Genomic DNA, 25,270 nt, shown 5'->3' on the forward strand with positions numbered 1-25,270 from the left:
CCAGGTACATCGCCTCGAGCAGGTCACGGCAGGGTCCATCCAGGGCGAGCACGGCCTCGACGACCCAGTTGCGCTGGTTCCAGGCGTCGATGAAGTCGCCGAGGGGTTCCAGGCGGTCGGCCAGCTCGGCCGCCTGCTGGTCTCGCACGGTCCGTTCGATCGCGCGCCAGGTGAGCCGTCGAGCCACGGTGGCGAGCCACGCGCCCAGCCGGTCGCCGTCCCGGACGGTGTCGAGGTTGGCGAGCAGCTCGGTGAACGTCGACTGCATGACGTCGGCTGCCCGCTCACGGTCCAGGCCGTAGTTGAGCGGGATCGAGAACACCAGGCGTTCGTACCGGTTCAGCAGCCGTTCCCATGCCGCCTGGTCGCCGGCGCGGCATCGGTCCAGGAGCGAACTGCCGTGCACCCGGTCCGGTGTGGGCCGGGCCCCCTCGGCCCCCATCGCTCCACTCACAGTCAGTGACACTACGCTGAAGCGATTGCACGTTGCAAGAAGTTATGTACCTGTCGTGACCGCCCGACGCACTCCTCTACAGAACCGCAACCTCGTGGACTGTCCCGCCCGCGGCGACGGTCAGCATGACGGACAGGACGTCGGATGTTCCAGCCACGCCCCCCAGACGCGCAGTCCCCGCATCCCGGCGAGTGGCCGACGATCTCGGTCGTCGTGCCCACGGTGAACGAGGCCGCCAACCTGCCGTACGTGCTGCCGCGGATCCCCGACTGGGTCCACGAGGTCATCCTCGTCGACGGGGAGTCGACGGACGGCACCGTGGACGTCGCACGGGTACTCCTGCCATCACTGCGAGTGATCGAGCAGCCGCGGAACGGCAAGGGGCAGGCGCTCATAGCGGGGATCACCGCCTCGACCGGCGAGGTGGTCGTCACCCTCGACGCCGACGGGTCCGCTGACCCTGCGGAGATCCCGGCGTTCGTGGGGGCGCTGCTGTCGGGCGCGGACTTCGCCAAGGGCACGCGGTTCGTCCAGGGCGGCGGGACGACCGACATGGAGTGGTACCGCAGCACCGGCAACCACGGGCTCAAGCTGCTGGCCCGCGCGCTGTTCGGCGTCCGGTTCAGCGACCTGTGCTACGGCTACAACGCCTTCTGGCGTGACCGTGTGCACCAGCTGGCGCTGGACTGCGACGGGTTCGAGATCGAGACGCTGATGGCGCTTCGCGCGGTCAAGGCACACCATCGCATCACCGAGGTGGCGTCGTTCGAGTCGCCCAGGGTCCACGGCCGCAGCAACCTGCGGACCTTCCGGGACGGGTTCCGGGTCCTGCGGACGATCGTGCGGGAGTGGCGGCTGGACATGCCCGTCCCGCCTGCAACCGTCGCGACGGAGCCCGACAGGGTCATCGTGCTCGACGACGTCACGCTGTCGGCGGCGTCGTGAGGACGCCGTCTGCCACCGTCGTGGTGTGCGCCCACACGACCGAGCGCATCGGCGTGCTGGGCCAGGCCCTCCGCTCCCTCGACGCCCAGACCCGACCGCCTGATCAGGTCGTCCTGGTCATCGACCACAACGAGGCGTTGATGACCTACGCCCGGTTGGCGTGGCCGGCCCTCGACATCGTGGCTGCCGACGATCCGGCAGGACTGTCCGCGGCCCGCAACACGGGGCTCGCAGTGGCACGACACGACATCGTGGCGTTCCTCGACGACGACGCCGAGGCCGACCCCGCCTGGCTGCAGCGGATCGGCGCCGCGTTCGCCGACCCGACCGTGCAGGCGGTCGGAGGGCGTGCGGTACCGCAGTGGCCCGGGGAGCGGCCACGCTGGTTCCACCCCACGTTCGACTGGGTCGTGGGCTGCACCCACGAGGGTTCCCCCACCACCCCGGCCAGGGTACGCAACGTCATCGGCTGCTCGATGGCGTTCCGGGCCAGCGCACTGGCCGCGCTGGGCGGGTTCGACACCGGGGTCGGCCGGGGCGCCGCGGATGCCCTCGGGGCGGAGGAGACCGAGCTCTGCATCAGGCTGAGGCGACTCCTCGGACCCGACTCGGTGCTGTTCGACCCGACGATCCAGGTCCGGCACCACGTCGACGGCGACCGCGCGCGGATGCGCTACTACCTGCGCCGCTGCCACGGTGAGGGGCGGTCCAAGGCACGCGTGGCGTCCACCCAGGGGCCCGACGATGCCCTGTCCAGCGAACGTGCCCACCTCCGGGCCACGCTGCCCGCAGCACTCGGACGGTGTCTGGGCACGCCCGCCGGGTTGCGCAACGGCGGGCCGGCCCAGGCCGCCGCCATCGTCGCGGGGGTGCTCGCCGCAGCGGCGGGCTACGCCACCGAACACCAGCGCCTCGCCAGGCAGGACCGGCTGCCGCGACACGAGGAGGCGATCGCATGACCTTCAGGCCGGTGCAGCTCGTCGACGTCGACGTCGCAGATCCACCCGCCCGGATCGCCACAGGGACCACCCCCGATGGCCATCCCTACGAACGGGTCCAGATGTTGCTGCGGGACCGTGGCCGACCCGTCGGTGTCGCCGTGGTCGACGCACCCGGCGGCGTCGTCGACCGCGTCGAGATCACCGAGGCGATCGCCGGGATCGAGATGCCCTCGGGCCATGCGACGTCGTTCGCGGACCGAGGTCCGCTCGTCACCGTGCTGATCGCCACCCGGGACCGACCGGACTCCCTCAGGCGATGCCTCGCGTCCCTGTCCCGCCTTCGCTACCGACCCTTCACCGTGCTCGTGGTCGACAACGCCGTCACGGGGGAGGACACCCAGCGCGTCGTGCGGGAGGCGTGTCGAGACGGCCTGGACGTGACGTGGGTGCGCGAGCCGCTGGCCGGCCTGTCCACCGCACACAACGCGGGGCTCGGGCTGGTCGACACCTCGATCGTCGCCATCACCGACGACGACGTCGAGGTCGACCCCGACTGGTTGTCCGCCCTGGTCGACACCTTCGAGCGCAACCCCGACGCCGGCGCGGTCACCGGCCTGATCTACCCGGCCCGGCTGGACACCGTGACCCAGGCGCGGGCCGAGGGCAACGGCCTCGGGAAGGGGTTCAGCGAACGACGCTTCGACCTGGACCGCGACCGACCGTCGGACCGGCTGTTCCCGCTGCTGGTCGGCGAGTGCGGCTCCGGCGCCAACATCGCCATCCGACGCGACGCCCTGCAGGAGCTCGGCGGCTTCGACCTCGCACTGGGCGCCGGCAGCCCGAGCGCCGGAGGGGACGACCTCGCGGTGATGCACGACCTGCTCGTCCGGGGCATGGCCATCGTCTACCAGCCCGCAGCCGTCGTCCGCCACCACCATCCCGACGATCCGCGGGCCCTGGCTCGCCAGGCCAAGGGGTACGGCCGCGGCCTGGGTGCCTACCTCGTCCGATGCGCCCTGGAGGACCCCGACGGGGCAACGATCCTGCGCCGCGCCATCCCGGCGGGCATGGCCCGCCTGGTCAGCCAGTCGGCGAGGGTCGCACCGGGAGCAGGACGTCGGCGGGGCCACAGCATGGTCCACCTGGTCGGACTGCTGTCCGGGCCGTGGGCCTACATGGCCGGACGACGCCGAGCGGAGCGGATCCGACCGCACGTCGGCGTCGGACTGACCGGCTCGGCGGAGGACGACCGGTGAGCATCCCGATCCTGATGCTGCACAGCATCGCCCCGACCGGACCCGAGGGCCTGTCGCGCTGGCGGACGACCCCGTGGCGGCTGGCGGCCCACCTCGTGGCGCTCGTGGAGGAGGGGTACACGCCCGTGTCGCTGCGGCAGGTCGTGGCCGCTCGGGACGGTGCGCCGCTGCCCAGACGGCCCTACGCGGTCACCGTCGACGACGGCTTCGCCGACTTCGCCCACGAGGCCCTCCCCGTGCTGGAGCTGCTGGACGTCCCGAGCACCGTGCTGGTCACGACGGGCTACCTCGGCGGCCGCGCCGAGTGGCTGGCGCCGCAGGGCGCAGGCGATGTGGCCATGATGTCTGCCGCTGACATCGCCGCCCTGCCGGACCACGTCGAGGTCGGGGCACACGGGCACACCCACGCCATGATGGACCTGCTCGACGTCGGTCGGGCCCGGGACGAGCTGGCCACCGGCCGGGCGACCCTCGAGGCCATCCTCGGGCGTCCGGTCACGACCGTGGCCTATCCCCACGGCTACTCCACCAGGGCCGTCAGGCACGCCGCGGCAGCCCTCGGCTACCGCACAGGACTGGCCGTCGCGGACCGCCTCCACGGCCACGACGACGACCCGTTCGCCATCGCCCGCGTCGAGGTCAGGGGCGACATGGAGCCCGACGACCTGCTCCGCCACCTTCACGCCTGCAGCACCCGTGACCCGCTGATGGCCCCCGTGGCACGCCGGGCCTGGCGTGCGGTCCGGCGAGGGACGGTCGGCCGGCAACAACGCCAGCTGGCAGGTGTCGGATGACCGGCATCCGGCTGCGGGAGGTCGTGGCGCCGGCGCCCCCGGCGGAGTGGTCGGCCGTCGCCGCCACGGACCCACACACCCTCGTGTCCCAGACGCCGGCGGCCAGCCGTGCCGCCGCCCGGTCGTGGGGCGCTGCGGACGGGAGCCGCCTCTACACGTTCGCCGACGGCACCCGCGCCGTCCTGCCGGGTGTCCGGATCGGGGTCGGGTCCGCCGCACGGCTGGCCTCGCAGCCGGGCGCGTGGGGGTTCGGTGGCCTGATCGCCGACCAGCCGCTGCGGCCGTCCCACGTCGCCGCCGTGCTGGACGATCTCCGCCGCCGGGGTCCCGCACAGGTTCACCTGCGACCCAACCCGCTGGACGCCGCCGTGTGGCATGACGCCGGCCGGGGGGCACCCGTCGTCCGTCCGGCCTCCGCCGGGGTGCTGGACCTGCGAGGAGGATGGGACCGGGTGCAGGACGAGGGCTTCAGCAAGAGCACCCGTCGGCTGGTCCGACGCGCACAGCGCGAGGGGATCGAGGTTCGCTGCTCGAGGACCGACGGGGACATCGACGCCTTCCTCCAGCTGCTCGCCATGTCCGTCACCCGCTGGGCCCGCCGCGACGGCGAGATCCCGGCAGTCGCCCACCTCCGCAAGCGCATCCGGGATCCCCGCCGGCGGCTGCGGCGCCTCCGCGACGCGATCGGGCCGTCCTTCCGGCTCTACCTGGCCCTCCTCGACGGCCATCCGATCAGCGGCGCGCTCGTGCTGCAGGGGGGCAACGCCCACTACACACGTGGTGCCATGGACATCGACGCCGTCGGCCAGACGGGCGCCACGCACCTGCTGCAGGCCACGGCCATCCGGGCCGCCGCCGAGGCGGGCTGCGCGCACTACCACATGGGTGACAGCGCCCCCGGGAGCGGGCTGGAGTCGTACAAGCAACGGTTCGGCGCCGTCCCCGTGCCCTACGCGTCCTACCGGCTGGAGCGCCTGCCGTTCACCCGCTGGGAGACCGTCGCACGTGGAACCGCCAGGGCAGTCCTGGTGCGGACGCCCGCGCCGGACGGTGCCGTCTCCGAGGCAGGTGCCCGTGCCTGAGGGCCTCCGAGGATGGGTCGGCCCACGGCGCCTGGTCGTGCTGGTGGTGGCGCTGCTCGCCGTGGCGATGGTCCTCTCCGGCGTGGCCAGCGGGGCCTGCGAGAGCCTGGAGTTCTACCGTCGACGCGACCCCGGTGGCCCGTCGGTCGTCGACCGGTTCGACGGGACCGAGCTGGACGATGCGCGGTGGACCCGCTGCTACTGGTGGGACGACGATGGCTGCACCAACCTCGGCAACGCCGAGCTGCAGTGGTACCTGCCCGACCAGGTCCAGGTCGCCGACGGCGTGGTTCGGCTGGTGGCCGACGACCGGCCCCACACCACCGACGACGGCACCCGCTGGAGCCACCGGTCGGGGATGATCACGACCGGACCGCCGACGCACGACGGCGAACCGCGGTTGGCGTTCACCTACGGCGAGGTCGAGGTCCGCGCGCGGGTCCCCGCCGGCAGCGGCCTGTGGCCGGCCATCTGGATGCTGCCCGCCACGACGGAGTCCCGGCCCGAGATCGACCTGATGGAGGTGCTCGGCGACTCCACCGACATCCTGCGCATGCACGTGCACTACGTCGACGGCGACGGGGAGCGCCAGTCGCTGGGCCAGGACGTGGACGTCGAGGACCTCGCCGAGGACTTCCACACCTACGGCCTGCGGTGGGCACCCGACCGGCTGGAGTTCCTGCTCGACGGCCGGACGGTCTGGGAGGTCACCGAACCCGACGCGATCCCCCACGAACCGATGTACCTGCTGGTGAACCTCGCTGTCGGCGGCGAGTGGCCGGGCCCGCCCGGCCCGGACACCTCGTTCCCGACGTCCTTCGACATCGACGAGGTCGTGATCCGTCCCCGGTGCGGCTCGTGACACAGGTCGAGGAGGCCACGACCCGGTCGGGCGGCACACGGGCCCGCACGGCGGCGACGGTGCGCGCCCTCGTCGAGGATCCGCTGGCGCGCCACGGGTACGTCATCGGCCTGTCCTCCCTCGCCACCTCGGTCCTCGGCGTGGCCTTCTGGACCGTCGCCGCCCGACGGTTCGACGCCGCGACGGTCGGGATCGGCGCCGCGCTGGTCGCCGTGCTCGCGCTGCTGGGCAACATCGCCCAGCTCGGGTTGGTCAACGGGTTCAACCGGTACCTGCCCGTGGCCGGTGGCCGGGCACGATGGTTCCTGCGCACCGGCGGGACGACCGCAGCGCTCGCTGGATGGCTGGCGGGTGCGATGTTCCTGCTGGGCCTGTCGTGGTGGGCACCGGACCTCGTGCCCGCACTGGAGGGCACCAGCGCGTGGTGGTGGTTCCCGGCCGTGGCTGCCTGCTGGACCCTGTTCGTCGTGCAGGACGGCGTCCTGGCCGGGTTGCGGCGCAGCTCCGTGCTGCTGGCCTCCAACCTCGGCTACGCCGTCGCCAAGCTCGTCGTGCTCCTGGTGCTGCCCGTGACCGCGGCGCTGGCCGTCTTCTGGGCGTGGATCGCGGCGTTGCCGCTCGTCGTCGCCACGGTCTGGGCCGGCGTCGCCCGATCGCTCCCGCCGTCGTCTCCCGGGCCCGATACGGCGCCCGAGGACCTGACGCTCGGGGGTGTCGGACGGTTCCTGACCGTCGACCACGTTGCCTCGCTGCTGTACACCGCGTCGCAGGGACTGCTGCCGGTGCTGCTCCTCGCCCACGTGGGCCCGGCCGGCACCGCCTACTTCTCGCTGACCTGGTCGACGGCGTACGTGCCGTACCTCCTGGGACGGGGTCTCGGTATGTCGTTGCTGACCGAGGCCGCCGCCGCGCCGCACGACGCCACCCGCCTGGCGCTGCGATCCCTCCGTCGCGGGGCCGTGGTCCTGGTGCCGGCGGCGGTCGTCGGCGTGGTCGCCGCGCCGCTGTTGCTGTCGCTGTTCGGGCCGGAGTACCGCGCCGCCGGCACGACCCTCCTTCGCCTGCTGGTGGTGGCCACCCTCCCCGGGCTGGTGGTGACCACCGGGATGGCCGTGCTGCGCGCCACCGGACGGTACCGGCGGCTGCTGCTGGTCTCGGCCGGGGTGTCGGTGGGTGTGCTGGGCGGCGCCGGGCCGGCCGTGGAACGGGCAGGGATCACCGGCGTCGGCTGGCTGTGGCTCGGCCTGAGCCTCCTGGCAGCCCTCGCCCTGAACGACACACTCCGCGAATCCCCCATCCGAGCGATCCTCACCAGCCTGTGGCTGCACCTGCGCGGGATGCGTGTCGTCGGGGGAGGGCCCGGACCGGCCCCCGACCCGCTGTCGACCTTCCCTGCGCTCCGGGGACGTCCACTGGACCTCGAGGCCCTGCCCGGTGGGGGCGAGGTGGCGATCAGCGCCGTGACCGACCCGGGGTCCGGGGACCGGCTCGTCGTGCGAACCGCGTCGACACCGCACGGGACCGCGGCGATCCTCGCTGCCGGCGACGCCCTGCGCAGGCGCACCACGCGGCGGCTGGACGGCCTGGTCGGGCGCCCCACCCTGATCGACCTGACCACCGAGCCGTTCGCCGCCAGCGTCGAGACGCGGCTGGCCGGCGTCCGCGCGGACCACCTCGTCGGCAACGGCCTGTCGCGCCGCGAGGCCACGGAGATCGCCGCTCGGACGCTGCAGCACCTGCACCGGGACACCACGTCCCCCACGACGCCCGCCACACGGCAGCGATGGGTGGAGGAGACCAGCCGCCCGCTGGTCGAGGCGCTCTCCGGGTCGGGTCGTGTGGCCGCGCTCGAGCGGCTCCGGGAGGTCCTCGACCCGCTCACGGCCCGGCTGGCGTTCGCGGCCATCGACCACGCGGTCGTCCACGGCGACGCCTGGCTGGGCAACGTGGTGATCGATCCGGCGCGGCTGGGCGAGCTCCGGCCCGGCTCGGCGTGGTGGGAGGGCCGCACAGCGGGCCCCCACGCGCCGGTCGGACTGGTCGACTGGGAGGCGTCCGCCCTCGGCAACCCGCTCGTCGACCTCTCGACCCTCGTGCTCAGCAGCCGGCTGGCCACGCACGGTGGCCAGCTCGGCCCACATGTCGTCGGGCTTCGGGCCGGCGGCGGCCTGGAGCCGTGGGAGCAGGCGATCCTCACCGCCGCGGGAGCCGGGGCGACCGACCCCACCGCCGGCCTGCCGACCCTCGAGGACGCCGTGTTCCTCGGCTGGCTGGGCCTGGTCACGGCAACGATCCCCACGTCCCCCCGATACCAGCCGGGCACCCGCTGGTTCGCGCTCAATGTTGATCTCGTCCTCCGCTGAACCGGCCGTCGGCCGTCGCGAACGGCTCGACGCGCTGGCCCTGCTCATCGGTGGGGTGGCCCTGTGGGGCGTCGGGGTCCTCGGCGGCATCCGCTGGCAGGAGATGTCCGACCTGGGGTTCGTCAGCGTCCTGCCGGTGACGTGCCTGGTCGGCCTGGGCTTCCTCGTCGCCGGCTTCGTCCGTGCGCTGGCGATGCCCGTGGTCGTGCCGGGGGTCCTGCAGGCACACGTCGTGGCGTTGGTCGCCGTGCTGCACGCCACACCGACGCTGGTGTACGGGACGATGCGGTATCCGTGGGCGTGGAAGCACGTCGGGGTCATCGACTTCATCACCCGCAACGGTGTTGTCGACCCCTCGATCGACACGTTGGGGGCCTATCACGGCTGGCCCGGCTTCTTCGCCCTGGGCGCGATGATCGCGGAGACCACCGGGATGGACCCGGCGTCGATGGGCCGGTGGTGGCCCCTGGCGGTGAACCTGCTGGTCGTCTGGTTGCTGTCGGTCCTGTTCGCCGTCTGCACCTCCGACCGACGGGTGGGGCCCGTGGCCTGCTGGACCTACGTCCTCGGCTCGTGGGTCGGGCAGGACTACTTCAGCCCGCAGGCGATGGCCTTCGTCATGTACCTGACCGCGGTCGTGGTGCTGGTCTGCCTGACCGGGGCGCGGCGTCCCGTCTCGCTGCGGCTGCCGAACCGGACCACCCCTGTGCTGGGCCGCCTCGGTGCCGCCAGCAGCAGGGCGCTGTCACGGGTGGGGCGTGGGGTGCGTCGCCTGGGCCCGGCCTCGGTGCGCAAGCGGCTGGGGGTCGTGCCACGGGAGGTCTACGTCCTCGCGATCGCGATCGCCTGCAGCCATCAGCTGACCCCGGTGATGCTGGCCCTGACCTGCACGGTGCTGGTCGTCGGCGCCTGGGCCGGGACCCCATGGCTGGCGACCGTCGTCGTCGGTGTGGGTGCGGCGTGGGCCGTGGCGTTCGCGGCACCCCTGCTGGTGGACAACGCCGACGAGCTGGCCACCGTCGGGTCGGTCGGCAGCAACCTGGACGGGACCGTGGTGGACCTGGCTGCCGTCAGCAGCGGCCAGGCGGTGGTGGCCGGCTCGGCCCGGGTGCTCACGCTGCTGGTGATCGGGGTGGCGTTGACCGGACTGCTGCGGGAGTGGCGTCGCGGCCGCACCCACGGCCTGATGGCGGTGCTGGCCGGGTTGCCCGTGCTGCTGGTGGGGCTGAGCAGCTACGGCGGCGAGGTCCTGTTCCGTGTGGTGCTGTTCGCCCTTCCCGCCCTGGCCTTCCTCGCCGCCACGCTGCTGGTGGCCGATCGGTCGCGACGCGGCGGCGCGGCCCTCGTGGCGATCGCCAGCGCCGTGCTGCTGCCGCTGTTCCTGCTGGCCCACCTCGGCAACGAACGGCAGTACGCCTTCGGCACCGACGAGGTCGAGCTGGTGCAGGACCTGTACGCCACCGCGCCACCCGGCTCGTTGCTGGTCGAGGGGTCGCGCAACTACCCGACGCAGTCGCTGCGGTACGAGGCCTTCACCTACGTCCCCATCGACCGCGAACCCGTCGACGGTCGCCGTCGGGTGCTCGCCGATCCGGCGGAGGTCCTCGGTGAATGGCTGGACAACGAGGCCTACACCGCCACCTACCTGCTGCTGACCCGCAGCATGGTCGCGGCCACCGAGGCGTCGGGGTCACTGCCGCCCGGGAGCATCAACGCCATGGACGCGGCGCTCGCGGCCGACCCCCGGTTCGTGGAGGTCGCCCGCAACGCGGCGGGTGTGGTGTGGGGCCGTGCCGCCGACCATACGGCGGTCGCGGGCGACGGCGGGGCGGGCGCGCGATGACCGACTCGCCCGCCACCCTCACCACGTCGACCGGCCTCGCAGGTGCGACCGGCCGGGTGCGTCGGGGGCGTGTCGGTGCCCTGGCGCTGTCGGCCCTCGCGCTGGTGGTGACCGTCGTCCCCATGCCCGTGGCCGTCCGGGGGGCGGTGGTCCTGATGTTCGTGGCGTTGGGGCCGGGGCTGGCCCTCGTCGGGCAGGACGTGCGCCGGCTGGGCGCGGGCGTCGTCGTCGTGGTGTCGGTGGCCGTTTCGGTCGTCGTCAGCACGGCGGTCCTGCTGATCGGCCCGTGGTCGGGACCACGCGCACTCCAGATCCTCGTGGGGGTGACGGCCGTCGTGGCGACGGCCGGCCTGCTCCCGCGCACACGAAAGGTGTCGGGATGACCCGCTCCACGCTGCAACGACCACGCCGCATCCTCGTCACGGGTGGTGCCGGCTTCATCGGCGCCAACCTCGTCCGTCGGTTGCTGGCCCAGGACGACGTCGACTGGGTCCGGGTGATCGACGATCGCTCCGCGGGGGACCACGACACCCTCCGCGGCCTGCCCGTGACCGACATCGACGCCTCGATCCTGGACTGGACCGCACTTCGGTCCGCGGCGGACGGGTGCGACGGGATCGTGCACCTCGCGGCGATGGCGTCGGTCGCGGCGTCGGTCGCCGACCCCCTCCTCTGCCACGAGGTCAACGCGACCGGGACCCTGCGGGTGCTGGACGCGGCGCGCGTCGCCGGCAACGTCCCGGTGGTGCTGGCCTCGTCCTCTGCGGTGTACGGCGAGCACCCGGCGGAGCAGAAGCACGAGGGGCTGCCGTCGGATCCGCTCAGCCCCTACGCCGCCAGCAAGCTGGCCGCGGAGGGGTACGCCCTGTCGTACGGGCGCAGCTACGGACTCCCGGTGCTGCCGTTGCGCTTCTTCAACGTCTACGGGCCGCACCAGCCGGCCGGCCACGCCTACGCGGCCGTGATCCCTGCCTTCCTCGAGGCGGCCCTCGACGGACGGCCGCTCGTGGTCAACGGTGACGGTGGGCAGACCCGCGACTTCGTCTTCGTCGACACCGTGACCGACGTCATCTCGACCGCCCTGCGCCGCGGGCTCACCAGCCGGACAGGGGTGAACGTCGCGTCGGGTGTGCCGACCTCGCTGGACCAGCTGGTCGATGCCGTCTGCCGCGTCGTGGGGCATCCCCTCGTCGTCCACCACGGCCCCGAGCGGGCCGGCGACATCCGCCACAGCCGAGCCGCCGTCGACCGCCTTCGTGCCCTCGTGCCCGACGTGGCGTCCGTGTCCCTGGAGGAAGGACTCCAGCGGACAGTCGCGTGGACGCGCGGGAGGATGGCAGCGCGGATCGCGCTCGAGGGCGTTGCCGAGGGCCGGGACCTTCCCAGCATGGACCGCGTGTCCTGACCCCCGGGCTCGACGTCAGGACGCGCCACCTCGGACGGTGATCACCAGCGCCTCGTCCCAGGAGTCGTCCATGGCATCGCGGCTGGATGGGCTGTACCGGATCTCGTGGCGCGCGTGGAGCCATCCCACGTCGTACTCGTCGGCTGGTTGCTGCCGGTCGGTTCGATGGGTGGTCGGCGAACCCAGCGCGGCGGCCAGGTGCGCGCGGACCTGTGGCGACAGCCCGACCGCCGGGACGTCCGGCCACGCCCAGTGCGCCAAGCGGTGGCACTCCAGCCCGACCAGCACGCCGGCGTCGTCGAAGCGTGCACCGAAGCGGACCGGTCGGCCCATGAACGGACCGTCCACGAGCAGGACCTCGGTCGCGGTCTCGGCCGTGCCCGGGTACACCACCTCCGGCGGGACGTCGCCGCGGACAACCGTCCAGGGGAGGTAGTCGCGACGTTCGACCAGCGGCAGGCCGTGCTCGATCCGCCAGCCCGGGGGAGCGCCCCACGGGTTGGCGCCCACGATCGGTGGCACGTCGATCGGCACGGGCGGCGGGGCCTCGCGTCCGTCGTAGCGGTCGGTCATGTGGTCTCCTCGCTCAGGCTGGACGTCAGGTCACCATGTGGAAGTCACCACGCACCAGCGGGGGACGCGTCCGCCAGAGCAGCGCCTCGTGCGTGGCGTCGTCAGCAGGCCCAGCGTCGGGGAGGCCGTGCCGCTGCCGGAGGTCCGCGGTGTGGGCCGCCCGCGCCTGCTGCCAGACGTCGGGGGCAGCTGCCCGCCACGCCGTCGCCGCCGCACCGAGAAGCGCGGTTCCCATGGTTGGCCCTCCCCCGAGCGCTGCCCACTCGATCCGCCCGGAGTCGCTGAGGATCTCGAACTGCTGGTTGACGTCCCCTGTCCCGTACCGGAGCCGGCGGACACGTTCCCAGGGCACCGGGCGCCTGTGCTCCAGCGGTACGGACACACCGCGGGGGCCGACCACGACCACGCTGGCCCGCTCGACGGAAAGGTCCTGGACGATGGAGGCCGCTCGCAGTTCCCACTCCGCCGGCGCGTCATCGGTCACATCCCGAAGGCCGACGTCCACCGCGGCGACGGGGCCGCGTGTACGCGGGGCGGCGACCAACAGCGCGCTGACGAACGGCTGGCGGTACAGACCGGACGCAGCAGCGACAACGGTCAGCTCGTCCTCCGGCGGGGGAATCTGTTCGTCCGGCATGGTCGCCTGGGCTGTCCAGCGCAGCCGCACCGGCCCGAGGTGAAGGATGTCCCCGTCGTCCAGGCCAGTCAGGGACTGTCCGTCCAGCATCCGGGGTGGCTGGCCGTTCGACACGATGGCGGCGGGAAGCCGGTGCTCCTTGACCACGAGGCCGGTCCCGACTGGAAGCAGGCACGCGTGTGTTGGGTGGAGCCCCTCGACACGGTGACGGCGCTCCTGCGCTCCCGCCTCGGATGGGGCGCTGCCGAGCCAAGTGAGCCCGTGGAGCGGCAGGATCTCTCCTCGGTCACTGACCAGCCAACCCACCGGACCGCCTCCGAGGCTTCGCGGGGGTGGGGCCACCGGGACGTCGACTGGCGTCGGCACGGACGCAGGAGCCGCTCGTTCGTGCAGCTGCTGGGCCTCGCGTTGGTCATGGTGGCTGGTCATGTGGTCTCCTCGCGAGGGCTGGACGTCAGGTCACCAGGTGGGAGTCCCCGCCCACCCGCGGTGGGAGGATGCGACGACGCAGCTCGTCGTGCTCGGCGTCGTCAGCAGGTCCCGTGTCGGGGAGTCCGTGCCGCTGCCGGAGGTCCGCGGTGTGGGCCGCCCGTGCCTGCCGCCAGACCTCGGGTGCGGCGGCGCGCCAGATCCCGGCCACGGCCTTCAGGAAGCCGGACCCGGTGGAGGGCCACCCCAGGGGCGGTGACCAGCTGATCCGTCCGTCCGCGTGCACGATGGCGAACTCCTGCTGGTTGGCCCCCCAGACGCTGTACCTGAGCTCCCGGACACGATCCCACGCCACCACCCGTCGGCCCTCGAGCGGCACGGCCACCCCGTCGGGCCCGGCCGTCACGACCCGCGCCCGTCCGACCGGGAGGTCCAGCCCGACCCGGTCCCCGCTGGCCACCCACGGGACCGGGGCCAGGTCCGCCGCGCTACGCAGCCCGACGTCGACCGCAACCACCGCCGTCCGGCACCGCTTCGCCGCGGCCAGGAGGGCACCGACGTACGGCTCGGTGTAGAGGCCGGTGCACGCGGCCGCCGCCGTCAGTGCATGCGAAGGCGCCGGCACGTGCAGGGGGGCCTCCACGAAGGCGCGCCACCGCAGGCGTTGCCCACCGATGTGGACGGCGTCACCCTCCTGCAGGAACGTGGCCGAGGGGCAGGCGACCCGGTGCGGAGGTTGCCCGTCCGACGCGAGGAGGGTGCCCTCGTCGCGGTTCTCCAGCACGACGCCCGTGCCCATCGGACGCACGGTCGTGTCGGTCCCGATCCTGACCTCGCGGGCGACCGGCCAGTGGTCCCCTCCGTCGGTCACCAGCCACCCCGCAACGGACGGACGCGGGATCGGCCGCGGGGCGGGCGCATGTGGGGCCGGCTGGGGGGAGGGCGACGGCGGGACCGAGAGACGTTCGCGGTCCGGGCCCTTCCCCCCGACCGCCACAGCCTGCGGGGGTGGGGACCACGATCCGACCTCGGTGACGGGCTGTCCGAGCTGCGCCTGGACCGCACGGATCATCGCACCGGCGTCGGTGGGGTCCGGCCGGTCCGCCGGATCGAGCGCGGTCAGCGTGCGGATCAGCGCGGCGACGGGCTGCGGGAACCCCTCCGTGGCGAGGTCCGGCACGTCACCGGTCCTCACGCGCGTCATCAGCTGCACGATCGACTCCTCGTCCTGCCCGATGTCGGCGAGTGCCCGCCCGCGCAGCGCATGGGCCAGCACGGCCCCGAGTCCGTAGACCTCCGTTGCCACCGTGGGACCCCCTCCCTCGAACCACTCGGGGGCTGCGTACATGCTGGGCACGCGACGGCTGTCCCCGTCCCGCAGCAGCAGGTCGACCCCCACACCGCACCACGTCGGCTGGCCCCACGCATCCGTCCGGACGCTGTCCGGTGCGACCCAGCCGATGAGTGACCCGCAGGCGTGGACCGCGGCCATGCCCGCCGCCAGGCGCACACCGAGGGCCAGCGTGGCCGCCACGTCGAGCGGTCCTTCCTCCAGCTTGGTGCGCAGGCTGCCGCCGGCCCGGATCTCCTCCACCAGGTAGCCAGCGCCCGCGTCGGTCACACCGGCTGCCCAGACCGCCGATACGTGCGGGTGGGCTCGCGTGGTCAGCAGCCCCGCGGTCCTGCGGAGGCCGTCGAGCTCTGCAGGGTCGCCGCCGAAGGGCGACACCACGCGCACGGCAACGTCGTGGCCGGTCGGCATGGTCGCCCTGTGGACCGCCCCCCGGTCGCCCTCGCCGATCAGCCTCCCCGGTCCGAGGTCGGGGATGCCGAGGTCGACGGGCGTCGGCTCGGATGCAGGAGTCGATGGATCACGCAACTGCTCCGGTTTCTATCCCACGGCGTCCGGGCGGTCCATCCCGATTTCGCTCACCCACACGGCACCACCGCCGATGTGAACGGGATGGCGACCCCACTGACCCCGTCCCGGTTCGGGCGTCGGGCGTTCCTGGGGATCGTCCACGTCGCCGCTGCCATGATCGCCCTCACCTGGTTCGACGACCTCCATCCCGTCCTCCGCGCCACCCTGCCGGCACGCGCGGCGGCGGTTGCCAGCCTCGGTGCGGCCGTGCACCTCGGCGTGCTGGACCAGTCACCGGCCGAACGGATCATGTTCTGGCTCGGCCTCGGGATGGCGGTCACCCGGGTGTGGTTCCTCGGCGACGCCTCGGTCGAACGCGCAGCCCTGGTCGTCATCGCCGCGATCGCCTTGATGTTGCCCCTTGCCCTGCTGCTGGCGCCACGCCGCCAACGGCTGCCGTGGGGGGCGGCGACGGTCCTGCTCTGCCTGGCGGCCGGTGGACGATCCATCCTGCCGACGGCCCCCGGTGGGTTCGTCGCGCTCAGCGCCTTCGTCGCGATGTTCTGGACGTTGCTCAGCGTCCTCGAACGGCACGCCCGCTCGGCCGACGAGGCGTGGGGCATCGCCCACACCGACCAGCTCACCGGCCTGGCCAACCGCCGTGCGGTGATGCTGCAGCTGGAGGAGCAGATCGGCAGGGGCTCCGACGAGGGGCCGTCGTGCCTGCTGATGGTCGACCTCGACCGGTTCAAGGCGCTCAACGACGCCTCCGGCCATGCGGCCGGCGACGAGGCCCTTCGCCTGGTGGCCGGGGCGCTGCCCGATGTCGTCACCGACTGGTCGTCGGTGGGTCGGTGGGGCGGTGAGGAGTTCGTGCTGCTCCTCCGTGGTCCCGACGCCGTGGACGCCGTGGATGTCGCCGAGCGGGTTCGCGTCGCGATCGCGGCCACGTCCGCCGTCACGGCCTCGGTCGGTGTCGCCCGACTGCGTCCCGATGACGACGTCCTCAGCTGGATGGGCCGGGCCGACGCGGCGTTGTACCGGGCCAAGGCCGCGGGCAGGAACCGCGTCGAGGTCGCGCCCGCCGATGACCACCGTGTCCCCGACGCCTGCTGAACTGCGTGGCCCCGCGCCGTCCGGGCCGGTCCCGTCCGGTCGCGCACGTGCGCGTTCCGGGGTCGAGTGGGACCATGGGCGCTCCGCTCCTCCCCCAAGCAAGGATCCGACAGTGGTGGCTGACATCCCCCAGGCGCTCGCCTACGACGACGTGCTCCTCCTCCCCGGACCCTCCTCGGTCCTCCCGCGCGACGTCGACGTGGCGGTCGAGCTGGCGCCGGGTGTGCCGCTGCGCGTCCCGCTGCTGTCGGCGGCGATGGACAAGGTCACCGAGGGGGAGATGGCGGTGGCCGTTGCCCGACAGGGCGGCATCGGCGTCATCCACAAGAACTGCACCGTGGAGGAGCAGGCCTCCATGGTCGAGCGCGTCAAGCGGTCGGAGTCCGGCTTCATCTCCGGCCCCGTGACCCTCGGCCCCGACGACCCGGTGTCCCGCTCCCACGAGCTGATGCGTCGGTATCGCATCTCGGGTTTCCCCGTCGTGGGTCCCGACGGCCGACTGCTCGGCGTGGTGACCAACCGGGACCTGCGCGACGACGCTGACCCGGCCAAGCCGGTCTCCACCTACATGACCTCCGAAGGCCTCGTGACCGCGGCCGTCGGCACGGACCTCGAGACGGCCCGCAAGCTGATGCAGACCCATCGGGTGGAGAAGCTGCCCATCGTCGACGAGGACGGCCGGCTGGTCGGCATGTTCACGTTCAAGGACATCGAGAAGATCCGGGCGTACCCCAACTCCGCCAAGGACCTGAAGGGTCGGCTGCTGTCGGCCGCCGCGATCGGGGTCGGGGACGGCATGCTCGACCGGGCCGCCGCGCTGGTCGACGCCGGTGTCGACCTGCTGGCGATCGACTCCGCCCACGGCCACTCCACCGGGATCCTGGAGTTCGCCGCCAAGGTCAAGGCCAGCCACCCCGAGACCGCGCTGATGGTCGGCAACGTCGCCACCGCCGACGCCGTCCGTGCCTGCGTCGACCACGGCGCCGATGTCGTCAAGGTCGGGGTCGGCCCCGGCTCGATCTGCACCACCCGCATCGTCACCGGCGTCGGTGTGCCCCAGCTGACGGCCGTGATGGAGGCCGCCGAGGCAGCAGCCGACCTGGACGTGTCCACCGTCGCCGACGGCGGCATCCGCTTCTCCGGCGACATGGTCAAGGCGCTGGCCGCCGGCGCGACCGCGATCATGGTCGGCAACCTGCTGGCCGGCACCGACGAGTCCCCCGGCGAGCTGGTCCTCGCGGGCGGCCGTCGCTACAAGGAGTACCGCGGCATGGGTTCGCTGGACGCCATGCGCGCCGGGTCGGCCGACCGGTACTTCCAGGACTCCGGCAGCAAGCCCGAGAAGATGGTCCCGGAAGGGGTGTCGGGCCTGCTGCCCTACCGCGGCCCCGTCGCCGACGTCACCAGCCAGCTGATCGGTGGGCTCCGGTCCGGCATGGGTTACGTCGGTGCGCAGAACCTGGCCGAGCTCGCCGAGAAGGCGCGCTTCGTCCGCCAGACGGCCGCCGGATCCCGCGAGAGCCACGTGCACGACCTCGACGTCGTCCACGAGGCCCCCAACTACCAGCCCGGCGAGCGCTGACCCACCCGAGGTGTGTCGCACCACCGGCGCGCGGCACCGACGAGACGACAACAGCCGGCCCGATGAGGGGCCGGCCGTCGTGTGGCGGAAGCAGCTGGAGGGGTGGTCCTACGGGCAGCCCACCGTGCAGGGGACGTCCACCGGGCGGTCCGACCCGATCACGAAGGTCGTCCCGGCGCCCGTGAGGTCGATGGCCGGGGCCGTCAGCACGCCGATCTGCGTGCGGACCTCGGCGGCCGTCGTCACCACGGCACGGCCAGCGGAGAAGTTGGTCCTGTCGGCCCCGGACAGGCCGCTCAGCGGCATGTGGAACACGAGGGTGTTGCCGGTGACCGAGGCGTACCAGCCGGACGGCCGGATCGTGGCGTCGGCCGCGCATCCACGGCTGGCGAACTGGCGGAACTCCAGCGTCGACCCGTCGGTGGGGGCGCTGGCCGGCCCGTTCAGGTAGTACTGCACGAAGCCGCCGCAGGTACCCACCTCGACGTTCAGGCGGTAGATGAGGGTCGGGCCGGCGCTGGTGGCCGGGGCGGCCGTGGTGATGTGGGCCTCGAGGCCCTGCTGCACGTAGGTCAGACCGTCACCGCCGACGGGCAGGGCCTTGTAGCTGGTGGCGTAGCGGACGCTCAACAGGTCGGCGGGGGCGTAGCCGACGGGGGTCGACGTGCCCTGCGCGGCACCGCCGGTCACGAAGCCCTGGCCGTTGATGGCGTTGGCGTCACCGGCAGGGTCGGTCAGGTGGGGAGTGGGCTCGACTGCGCCGGCCGGCAGCCCGATGGCTGCGATCAGGACGAGGGCAACGACGCCGATGGCAACTCGCATGGACGCTCCTTGGGAAGGGACCGGGATCGGTCCTCGGTCAGGGCAGGGTCATTCGCCGAATGGACGGCGTTCACCTCTCCCGGGCCCTACCGGTGGGCGGGTATTGACTTCAGCCGAGTCCCCGGATTCCGAGTTCAGGAGGGGTCGAGGCCCAGCAGGCCGTCGGTCTCCGCGTGGAGCGTTGCGGACAGGTCCTCCCGGGAGAGGAGGGTCCACGACTCGTCGAGGTCATCCAGCGCCCGATCCCCTTGGGCGTGGTCCAGGTCGAGGGTGATCACCAGGCAGGCGTCGCCGAGGCCCTGGGTGATCCAACCGCCGATGCCGCCGCTGTCGGTTCGTTCGAGATGCTGCTCCAGATGCCCGCGCTCCGGCGTGGACACCGGGGCCTCCTCCTCGTCCAGCACACAGGTGTCGCCGATGGACAGCACAGCAGCGTCGAGGCCGACCACGGCGTGGCTGAGGGCGATCTCGGCGTGGCCCGACTCGACGTCGAACGTCGTCGTGCGGTAGCCGTAGGGCATCTCGGGGAAGCACGGGATCGACTCGGCGTCGGGGACGGCCTGTGCGATCAGCACCAGCGCGTTGGTGTCGGCGCACATGGCGGTTGCCGAGGGCAGGTCCTGCCCGCAGCCGCCGACGGCCAGGGCCGCGAGGACGACCGCGACCATCCGTCCGGCGGGGCCGCTCACAGCAGCCCCACCGTGTCGAACGCGACCCACGTTCCCAGCGCGGCGGCGAGGACGACGGCGACCGTGGCGACCGCAGCCACGATCCGGCGACGGTCCCACCGGTGGATGCGGATCGGCTCGCGGTCCGGGGCGAGCTCGCGCAGCCGGTCCCGGACGGCCCACCCGTCGTCGTCCAGGAGGCCACGGAGCTGGGAGGGGATCGCGAACCCGTCCGTGGCCGCGAGCGCCTCGGCGATCTCCTCCGGCTCGAACAGGCGGAGCGCCCGGCGGTGGACCCGATCGGGACCTGCGGCCAGGCCGAGCATCAGCACCATCGCGCCCAGGTCGACCGCCTGCCGCCAGGGGGTCGGTCGCAGCTGGGCGAAGGCCACGTCGATGAGGGTGACGCGGTCCCCGTCGACCAGCAGGTTGCCCGGCTTGATGTCGCGGTGGGCGATGCCCGCGGTCCACAGCTGGTCGACCACGGACAGGCAGGCGTCGATGAGCTCGTCGGACACCTCCTCCTCGACGTCGAAGTCGTGGCCGGCGGTGAAGGAGAAGGTGATCAGGTACTCCTGCTCGGGGGTGATCTCCACGATGCCGTGGGGCGCAGGGACCGCGACGCCGGCATCGCGCAGCACCCGGGTCAGGTGGTCCTCGTACTGGACGAGCTGCCGGACGCTGGCGAACGGCGTCTCGTTCTCCAGCCGTCCGTACATCAGCAACCGGACGAGCTTGTAGAGCCGGTCGGACCGCAGGTGCTGACGGGTGTACAGCTTCGCGAAGAGGGTCCGTGGGCCGTCGGGCCCGTCGACCTCGAGCCGCAGCGGCGTGGATCCGGCGGACCCCTCCTCGCCGTGCAGGTCCACCCCGCTGACCGTCAGGCCGAGCTGGTCGGCGATGCCCGTCCGGATCGCCTCGACGCGACGCGGCGAGAGGGTGACGTGCGCGTGTTGCCCCCGCCGGTACTCCACCGGGAACCGTGAGTGCGGCACGACGAGCCGGGTGAGGGCGAAGACGACGCCGGCGGCGATCGCGCAGGCGACCACGACATCGCTGATGTGGTCGACGCCGAGGACGACCCGGGCCAAGCCGATCAGCACCGCGACCCCACCGACGGCCAACGCGCCGTACCGACGGATCGGTCCGTGCGGGGCGAGGACCCGGAGGGAGCCCAGCACGGTGACCATGAGCGCCGCCATGGGGCGCGAGGGGTGGGAGAACCCGTCCCAACCGGCCACGATGTCGACCATCGGCCGTGGCCGTTGGATCGCGAAGTTCATGGCCTGCGCGGCCCACTCCACCAGCAGCAGGGCGGCGACGAAGACCGCCAGGTGACGCAGCCGACGCACGGCCAGCAGCACCGCGATGGTGCCCCAGCGCAGCACGGCCACGAACACCTCGTCGGTCAGGCCGTTCAGCACCCGGGCCACGGCGGTGGCGGCGTCGGTCCGCTGGGCCACCATCCACCGGCCCGCCAGCACGTCCACCCGCTGCACCCAGTCCGGCTGCAGGTAGACGAACGACAGCAGGGAGAAGGTCACGCCGACCACGACGACCAGCGCCCAGCGCACCCCCGCCCACCACTGCTCGGGCGGCAGGGGTGGGGGTTCGCCGGTCGGGCGGCGGCGACGTCCGCCGCGACGCAGGGGCGAGTGGCCGGTGCCCTCGTCGGTGACGCCATCGTCGACCCGGTCCAGCGACGGCCGCTCCGCGCTGGACTCCGCGCCAGCCAGCTCCTGGGCGCTCACGAGTCTGCCGTGGCCCGGGCCGAGGGCCGTGGGTCGGGGGACGGCGGCGATGACGCCTCGTCCTCTCGCTCCCAGTCGTCGTTGCGGGCCCACAGCAGGTAGGCCAGCCCCCCGAGCGGGATGGGCAGCAGGTAGCTGATCATGCGGAAGACCAGCACGCCGGCGACCACGGCGTTCTTGTCCGCACCGAACTGGGTGAACACCCCGACGTAGCCGAGCTCGATGAGCCCGACCCCGCCCGGCGTGATCGGCACGGCGGTGATCAGCCTGGCGAAGGAGAACCCGGCCAGCGCCTCGATCCAGGTCAGGTCGTCGGACTCGATGCCGATGGCGCGGAGGGTGGCGAGCAGGACGAGGAACAGCGACGTGTGGCCCACCACGGTGGCGAGGGTCAACCAGTGCCACCGGTTCGACAGCAGCTCGCGGGAGTCCTCACGGAACGCCGCAGCCCGGTCGGCGAGGTGCGTCGGCGGGGTCCGGGAGAACAGCCGCATGACCCGGGTGGCTGCCGACTGGACGGTTCGGCCGATCCAGCGCGCCACCCCCTCGCTGCGCAGCAGCCCGATCAGGCCGGCGATGCTGACGGCCAGGACGACGAGTCCCATCACGGCGGTCAGGACCAGTCGCTGGTTGGCGTCGCCGGTGAAGGCCAGCAGAGCCAGCGCCACGACGGGCATGCCCAGCTTCACGAAGTTGTTCCAGATCCCGGTGACCACGACGTACCGGCCGATCTCGGCCGCCGAGAAGCCCCACGACCCGAGGATCGTCGCCGACAGGCCCACGCCGACGCCACCACCGGCGGGGACGGTGTTGGCCACCGCGGTGGACGCCAGGTTCATCACCGCGGCCTTGCCCAGCGTCAGGCCGGGCAGCGCCGCGACGGCCACCAGCCAGTAGGTGATCTGGTTCCAGACGGTCGCGGCCAGCAGCACGGCGATCGCGGTCCCGCTGAGGCCACGGATGGTGTCCCACACCTCCGCCATGTCCGAGACCTGGGGGAGGATGACGACGAACACACCGAGGACGACGGCAGCTGCCAGCCCGAAGGACAACCAGCGCCGCCACGTGGGCGGGCCGTCGTCCGTCGCTCGGTCGTCGGCGGCGGACCGGCGCGTCTCCTCGGTGCTCACCTGGTGCCTCCGGGCGTGTTCGAGAACGCCGTGCAGTGGGGCATGTTGCGTCCCATGACCACGCGATCAGGTGCGATGACGCAGGCCCGGCGACGACACGGGTCCGATGTCGTCCGGGTGGTGCTCGGGTTGGCCACGCTCGTCCTCGCCTCCCTGCCGGTCAGGCCCGACTCGATCGGTCGGGTGGAAACGGGCGCGTTCGACCTCGTGAACGGCCTGCCCGACCACCTGTACCCAGTCCTGTGGGGACCGATGCAGCTCGGTTCGCTGGTCGCGGTGCCGCTGGTCGTCGGTGCGGCGCTGATCACGCGTCGCCGGGGACTCGCGCTGGAGGCCGCGGTCGCAGGGACCACCGCCTGGACGCTGGCCAAGGTCGTGAAGGACGCCTACGGCCGTCCGCGACCGGGGGGCCTGCTGGAGGAGGTGGCGTTCCGCGGCGGCGAGCCGGTCGGCTTCGGCTTCGTGAGCGGCCACACCAGCGTGGCCTTCGCCCTGGCGACGGCCGCCACCCTGTACGTCCCCCGGCGGTGGCGGGGAAGGCTGTTCGCGATCGCCGCCCTGGTCGGCCTGTCCCGGATGTTCGTGGGCGCACACCTCCCCCTCGACGTCGTGGGTGGGGCCGGGATGGGCTGGGCCATCGCCGCGGCCGTGCGGCTGGTGCTGGGTGCGCCGACCGGACGACCGTCGGTCGACCGCGTCCGGACGGGCCTGGCCGGGCTGGGCATCACCGCCGCGGCCATCGAGCCCGTGGACGTCCCCGCCGCCACGTCGGCGGTCTACCGGGTGACCGGCACGGACCACGGGGACCTGTTCGCCAAGGTCGTCGGCGACCGGCCGCAGGACCGGGACCTGCTGTACCGGTGGTGGCTACGGCTCCGCGGTGTGCCCAGGGGCGCCCAGCGCTTCGCCTCACCGAACCTGCAGGTCGAGTTCGAGGCCACCCGGACGCTGGCCGCTGCCGCCGCCGGCGTGGCCGTTCCCGAGGTGCGCTACGCCGGCCCGCTGGACCCCGAGCACGCGGTGCTGCTGACCGGTTGGGTCGACGGCACCCCGATCGACCGGCTCGAGGCCGTCGACCCCGCGACCGTCACCGAACTCCAGCGGCAGGTCGAGCGGCTGCACGCGGCCGGGCTGTCCCACGGGGACCTCGTCGGCGCCAACGTACTGGCCCACCGGCACGGCGTGACGCTGGTCGACTTCGGTGACGCGGCGATGCTCGCGAGCGACGCGACGCTGGCGGCTGACCGCACACAGGCCGACCGGCTGCTGGACGACGTCGCCTCGCGCCGCTGAGCCGACACACCCCACGGGTGCGTCGGACCACCGGCCGCCGGCGCCGACCGGGCGACACGCGGGGTCAGGCCGTGGCCCGGCGGAGCTCCTCGGCCAGCACGAGCGCTTGGGAAGCCCGCAGCAGGACCTGCTGGGTGTCGTGGCTGGTCGTCCGCTGCCTGACGGGCTTGGCGGGCGAGGCGTCGACGTCGACGGCCATGTCGATCAACGCCACGGCCAGCGCGTCCAGCACCTCGGGGTCCCGGGTGCGCAGGACGAGGGAGTCCCGGCGGCCCGGCTCCATGCCCTCGACCGCGGCCAGCCGGTCCGTCGCGCCCGGGACGTGCCGGTCGAGGATGACCCCCACCTCACGGCGTGGCAGGCGGAGCTCGCCGACGTCGTCGAACACGAACCGGGCGGCCGTGGCGTCGCGGTTGTGCCGGGCCCGCTGGCCCGTCGCCCACATGGCGTGGCCGGCCGCGATGGCCTCCAGCCCCGCCGGGGTCGTCACGACGGCGAAGCGCTCCAGCAACGTCGCCGCCCGGTCCCCCGCAGCGGCGGCGTCCAGCAGCGGAGCCTCCGCCTGCGGGTCCTCCACGACCTCGGCGAACCCCGGTGGGACCACCCCGGTGCGCAGGGGCCGGACGTCCAGCCGCCAGGCCGGGTGGGCCAGCGGCTGGTGCACCCCGGACGTGCGCGCCTCGGCCCGGTCGGCGCACATGGCCCGGTCGGCCTCGAGCAGGTCCGGCAGGTCCCCGAGCCTGCCGTCGCCGACGGCGATCGCCTCGATCGCACGGTCACGCGCGGACCGGACCGCCTCGTGGACGACGAGGTCGACCGGGATCCCCAGCTCGTTCAGCAGCGGGTGCCCCGAACGGATGGCGTGGGCGATCTCCTCCTGCTCGACGTAGCTGGCGACGTCCCCGACCTCGACGGCCTCGTGGAGCACCACCCGTCGGAAGTCCTTGGCGTGCCCACGAGCGTGCCGGACGAACGTCGGTCGGGGTGCCATCGACTGTCCGATGTAGCGGATGACCGGCGATCGCGCTTCGAGCAGCGCGACGATGGACGTGGTCTCCGGTGACATGGGGCGGTCGGGCATCGGATGACAGTAGCCGTGGCGCTGCTGCTACGTTCCCGCCGTGCCCGATGCCGTTCGTTCGATCCTGCTGTTCCTGGCCGCCGCCGTCCTGGAGATCGGCGGGGCGTGGCTGGTCTGGCAGGGCGTCCGCCAGAACCGCGGCCTCGTGTGGATGGGGCTCGGCGTCCTCGCCCTGGCCGGCTACGGCTTCGTCGCCACGCTGCAGCCCGACAACACCTTCGGCCGGGTCCTCGCGGCCTACGGCGGGGTGTTCGTCGCTGGCTCGCTGCTGTGGGGTGTCGTGGCCGACGGGTTCAGGCCCGATCGGTACGACCTGCTCGGCGCCGCGGTCTGCCTGGTCGGCGTCGCGATGATCATGTACGCCCCCCGGTCGGCCTGACCG

Annotated in this window: 23 protein-coding genes; 14 read left to right on the forward strand and 9 right to left on the reverse strand. The window is 73.0% G+C overall.

The window, feature by feature from the left end; all coding sequences use genetic code 11:
* Positions 1 to 406 (reverse strand): RNA polymerase sigma factor (locus CUC05_RS17680; protein ID WP_170128050.1); only part of this gene is annotated, 406 nt, incomplete at its 3' end.
* A gap of 192 nt (positions 407 to 598) precedes the next feature.
* Between CUC05_RS17680 and CUC05_RS17685 the strand changes: the two genes are divergently transcribed.
* The 10 genes from CUC05_RS17685 to CUC05_RS17730 are packed head-to-tail and all read left to right on the forward strand — an operon-like array spanning position 599 to position 11,945.
* A complete protein-coding gene (locus CUC05_RS17685) occupies positions 599 to 1,399 on the forward strand; it encodes a glycosyltransferase family 2 protein (protein WP_108667459.1) in 801 nt (266 codons plus the stop codon).
* Positions 1,396 to 2,358 carry a glycosyltransferase family 2 protein gene (locus CUC05_RS17690; RefSeq protein ID WP_157965705.1) on the forward strand — a complete coding sequence of 321 codons (963 nt, stop codon included), beginning with the start codon at positions 1,396 to 1,398 and terminating at the stop codon, positions 2,356 to 2,358. Before CUC05_RS17685 ends, CUC05_RS17690 begins: the two co-directional genes overlap by 4 nt.
* On the forward strand, positions 2,355 to 3,596 hold the full coding sequence (locus CUC05_RS17695) for a glycosyltransferase family 2 protein (protein WP_108667461.1): 1,242 nt from the start codon (positions 2,355 to 2,357) through the stop codon (positions 3,594 to 3,596). The genes CUC05_RS17690 and CUC05_RS17695 overlap by 4 nt, the downstream gene beginning before the upstream one ends.
* Positions 3,593 to 4,390 (forward strand): polysaccharide deacetylase family protein, encoded by a 798-nt coding sequence (locus tag CUC05_RS17700; RefSeq protein ID WP_157965706.1) that lies wholly within the window; start codon positions 3,593 to 3,595, stop codon positions 4,388 to 4,390. The genes CUC05_RS17695 and CUC05_RS17700 overlap by 4 nt, the downstream gene beginning before the upstream one ends.
* A complete protein-coding gene (locus CUC05_RS17705; RefSeq protein ID WP_108667462.1) occupies positions 4,387 to 5,472 on the forward strand; it encodes a GNAT family N-acetyltransferase in 1,086 nt (361 codons plus the stop codon). Before CUC05_RS17700 ends, CUC05_RS17705 begins: the two co-directional genes overlap by 4 nt.
* Positions 5,465 to 6,334: a glycoside hydrolase family 16 protein gene (locus CUC05_RS17710; protein ID WP_157965707.1), complete on the forward strand. Its 870-nt coding sequence runs from the start codon at positions 5,465 to 5,467 to the stop codon at positions 6,332 to 6,334. The genes CUC05_RS17705 and CUC05_RS17710 overlap by 8 nt, the downstream gene beginning before the upstream one ends.
* Positions 6,331 to 8,697 carry a phosphotransferase gene (locus CUC05_RS17715; RefSeq protein ID WP_157965708.1) on the forward strand — a complete coding sequence of 789 codons (2,367 nt, stop codon included), beginning with the start codon at positions 6,331 to 6,333 and terminating at the stop codon, positions 8,695 to 8,697. Before CUC05_RS17710 ends, CUC05_RS17715 begins: the two co-directional genes overlap by 4 nt.
* Positions 8,675 to 10,540, forward strand: a complete 1,866-nt coding sequence (locus tag CUC05_RS17720) for a hypothetical protein (RefSeq protein WP_157965709.1) — start codon at positions 8,675 to 8,677, stop codon at positions 10,538 to 10,540. Before CUC05_RS17715 ends, CUC05_RS17720 begins: the two co-directional genes overlap by 23 nt.
* Positions 10,537 to 10,923 carry a hypothetical protein gene (locus tag CUC05_RS17725; RefSeq protein WP_108667466.1) on the forward strand — a complete coding sequence of 129 codons (387 nt, stop codon included), beginning with the start codon at positions 10,537 to 10,539 and terminating at the stop codon, positions 10,921 to 10,923. Before CUC05_RS17720 ends, CUC05_RS17725 begins: the two co-directional genes overlap by 4 nt.
* Complete coding sequence (locus tag CUC05_RS17730) at positions 10,920 to 11,945, forward strand: NAD-dependent epimerase/dehydratase family protein (protein WP_108667467.1); 1,026 nt, start codon at positions 10,920 to 10,922, stop codon at positions 11,943 to 11,945. The genes CUC05_RS17725 and CUC05_RS17730 overlap by 4 nt, the downstream gene beginning before the upstream one ends.
* 15 nt (positions 11,946 to 11,960) lie before the next feature.
* Here the strand turns inward: CUC05_RS17730 and CUC05_RS17735 are convergent, their stop codons facing one another.
* From CUC05_RS17735 to CUC05_RS17745, 3 genes are all read right to left on the reverse strand, one after another.
* Complete coding sequence (locus tag CUC05_RS17735) at positions 11,961 to 12,518, reverse strand: hypothetical protein (RefSeq protein ID WP_108667468.1); 558 nt, start codon at positions 12,516 to 12,518, stop codon at positions 11,961 to 11,963.
* A gap of 25 nt (positions 12,519 to 12,543) precedes the next feature.
* The gene (locus CUC05_RS17740) at positions 12,544 to 13,302 is read right to left on the reverse strand and encodes a hypothetical protein (RefSeq protein ID WP_157965710.1); all 759 of its coding nucleotides are present in this window, start codon (positions 13,300 to 13,302) and stop codon (positions 12,544 to 12,546) included.
* Positions 13,303 to 13,609: 307 nt separating this feature from the next.
* Complete coding sequence (locus CUC05_RS17745) at positions 13,610 to 15,463, reverse strand: serine/threonine protein kinase (RefSeq protein WP_108667470.1); 1,854 nt, start codon at positions 15,461 to 15,463, stop codon at positions 13,610 to 13,612.
* Between the two features lie 84 nt (positions 15,464 to 15,547).
* Between CUC05_RS17745 and CUC05_RS17750 the strand changes: the two genes are divergently transcribed.
* A complete protein-coding gene (locus CUC05_RS17750) occupies positions 15,548 to 16,561 on the forward strand; it encodes a GGDEF domain-containing protein (RefSeq protein ID WP_108667471.1) in 1,014 nt (337 codons plus the stop codon).
* Between the two features lie 115 nt (positions 16,562 to 16,676).
* Complete coding sequence (gene guaB, locus CUC05_RS17755; RefSeq protein WP_338066389.1) at positions 16,677 to 18,143, forward strand: IMP dehydrogenase; 1,467 nt, start codon at positions 16,677 to 16,679, stop codon at positions 18,141 to 18,143.
* 108 nt (positions 18,144 to 18,251) lie between these two features.
* On the opposite strand, the gene CUC05_RS17760 is transcribed toward guaB, so the two are convergent.
* From CUC05_RS17760 to CUC05_RS17775, 4 genes are all read right to left on the reverse strand, one after another.
* Complete coding sequence (locus tag CUC05_RS17760; RefSeq protein ID WP_108667473.1) at positions 18,252 to 18,965, reverse strand: hypothetical protein; 714 nt, start codon at positions 18,963 to 18,965, stop codon at positions 18,252 to 18,254.
* A 134-nt stretch (positions 18,966 to 19,099) separates the two neighbouring features.
* Entirely contained in the window at positions 19,100 to 19,654 is a 555-nt protein-coding gene (locus tag CUC05_RS17765) for a hypothetical protein (RefSeq protein ID WP_108667474.1), read from the reverse strand.
* Complete coding sequence (locus CUC05_RS17770) at positions 19,651 to 21,384, reverse strand: hypothetical protein (protein WP_108667475.1); 1,734 nt, start codon at positions 21,382 to 21,384, stop codon at positions 19,651 to 19,653. Before CUC05_RS17770 ends, CUC05_RS17765 begins: the two co-directional genes overlap by 4 nt.
* Entirely contained in the window at positions 21,381 to 22,514 is a 1,134-nt protein-coding gene (locus CUC05_RS17775; protein WP_157965711.1) for a lysylphosphatidylglycerol synthase transmembrane domain-containing protein, read from the reverse strand. The genes CUC05_RS17770 and CUC05_RS17775 overlap by 4 nt, the downstream gene beginning before the upstream one ends.
* 54 nt (positions 22,515 to 22,568) lie before the next feature.
* Here CUC05_RS17775 and CUC05_RS17780 point away from each other — a divergent pair, with 54 nt between their 5' ends.
* The gene (locus CUC05_RS17780) at positions 22,569 to 23,807 is read left to right on the forward strand and encodes a phosphatase PAP2 family protein (RefSeq protein ID WP_170128051.1); all 1,239 of its coding nucleotides are present in this window, start codon (positions 22,569 to 22,571) and stop codon (positions 23,805 to 23,807) included.
* A 64-nt stretch (positions 23,808 to 23,871) separates the two neighbouring features.
* Here the strand turns inward: CUC05_RS17780 and CUC05_RS17785 are convergent, their stop codons facing one another.
* Entirely contained in the window at positions 23,872 to 24,888 is a 1,017-nt protein-coding gene (locus CUC05_RS17785) for a hypothetical protein (protein ID WP_108667478.1), read from the reverse strand.
* A 40-nt stretch (positions 24,889 to 24,928) separates the two neighbouring features.
* On the opposite strand from CUC05_RS17785, the gene CUC05_RS17790 reads away from it, so the two are divergent.
* Positions 24,929 to 25,267 (forward strand): YnfA family protein, encoded by a 339-nt coding sequence (locus CUC05_RS17790; protein ID WP_108667479.1) that lies wholly within the window; start codon positions 24,929 to 24,931, stop codon positions 25,265 to 25,267.
* The last annotated feature ends 3 nt before the right edge of the window (positions 25,268 to 25,270 follow it).

Source organism: Euzebya rosea, assembly GCF_003073135.1.
In the GTDB taxonomy this organism is placed as follows: Bacteria; Actinomycetota; Nitriliruptoria; order Euzebyales; family Euzebyaceae; genus Euzebya; species Euzebya rosea.

Coding starts and splice junctions, on each gene's coding strand:
- CUC05_RS17685 (WP_108667459.1), top strand. CDS start 599: ATGTTCCAGCCACGCCCCCCAGACGCGCAGTCCCCGCATCCCGGCGAG.
- CUC05_RS17735 (WP_108667468.1), bottom strand. CDS start 12,518: ATGACCGACCGCTACGACGGACGCGAGGCCCCGCCGCCCGTGCCGATC.
- CUC05_RS17785 (WP_108667478.1), bottom strand. CDS start 24,888: ATGCCCGACCGCCCCATGTCACCGGAGACCACGTCCATCGTCGCGCTG.
- CUC05_RS17720 (WP_157965709.1), top strand. CDS start 8,675: ATGTTGATCTCGTCCTCCGCTGAACCGGCCGTCGGCCGTCGCGAACGG.
- CUC05_RS17725 (WP_108667466.1), top strand. CDS start 10,537: ATGACCGACTCGCCCGCCACCCTCACCACGTCGACCGGCCTCGCAGGT.
- CUC05_RS17730 (WP_108667467.1), top strand. CDS start 10,920: ATGACCCGCTCCACGCTGCAACGACCACGCCGCATCCTCGTCACGGGT.
- CUC05_RS17705 (WP_108667462.1), top strand. CDS start 4,387: ATGACCGGCATCCGGCTGCGGGAGGTCGTGGCGCCGGCGCCCCCGGCG.
- CUC05_RS17695 (WP_108667461.1), top strand. CDS start 2,355: ATGACCTTCAGGCCGGTGCAGCTCGTCGACGTCGACGTCGCAGATCCA.
- CUC05_RS17750 (WP_108667471.1), top strand. CDS start 15,548: ATGGCGACCCCACTGACCCCGTCCCGGTTCGGGCGTCGGGCGTTCCTG.
- CUC05_RS17760 (WP_108667473.1), bottom strand. CDS start 18,965: ATGCGAGTTGCCATCGGCGTCGTTGCCCTCGTCCTGATCGCAGCCATC.
- CUC05_RS17780 (WP_170128051.1), top strand. CDS start 22,569: ATGACCACGCGATCAGGTGCGATGACGCAGGCCCGGCGACGACACGGG.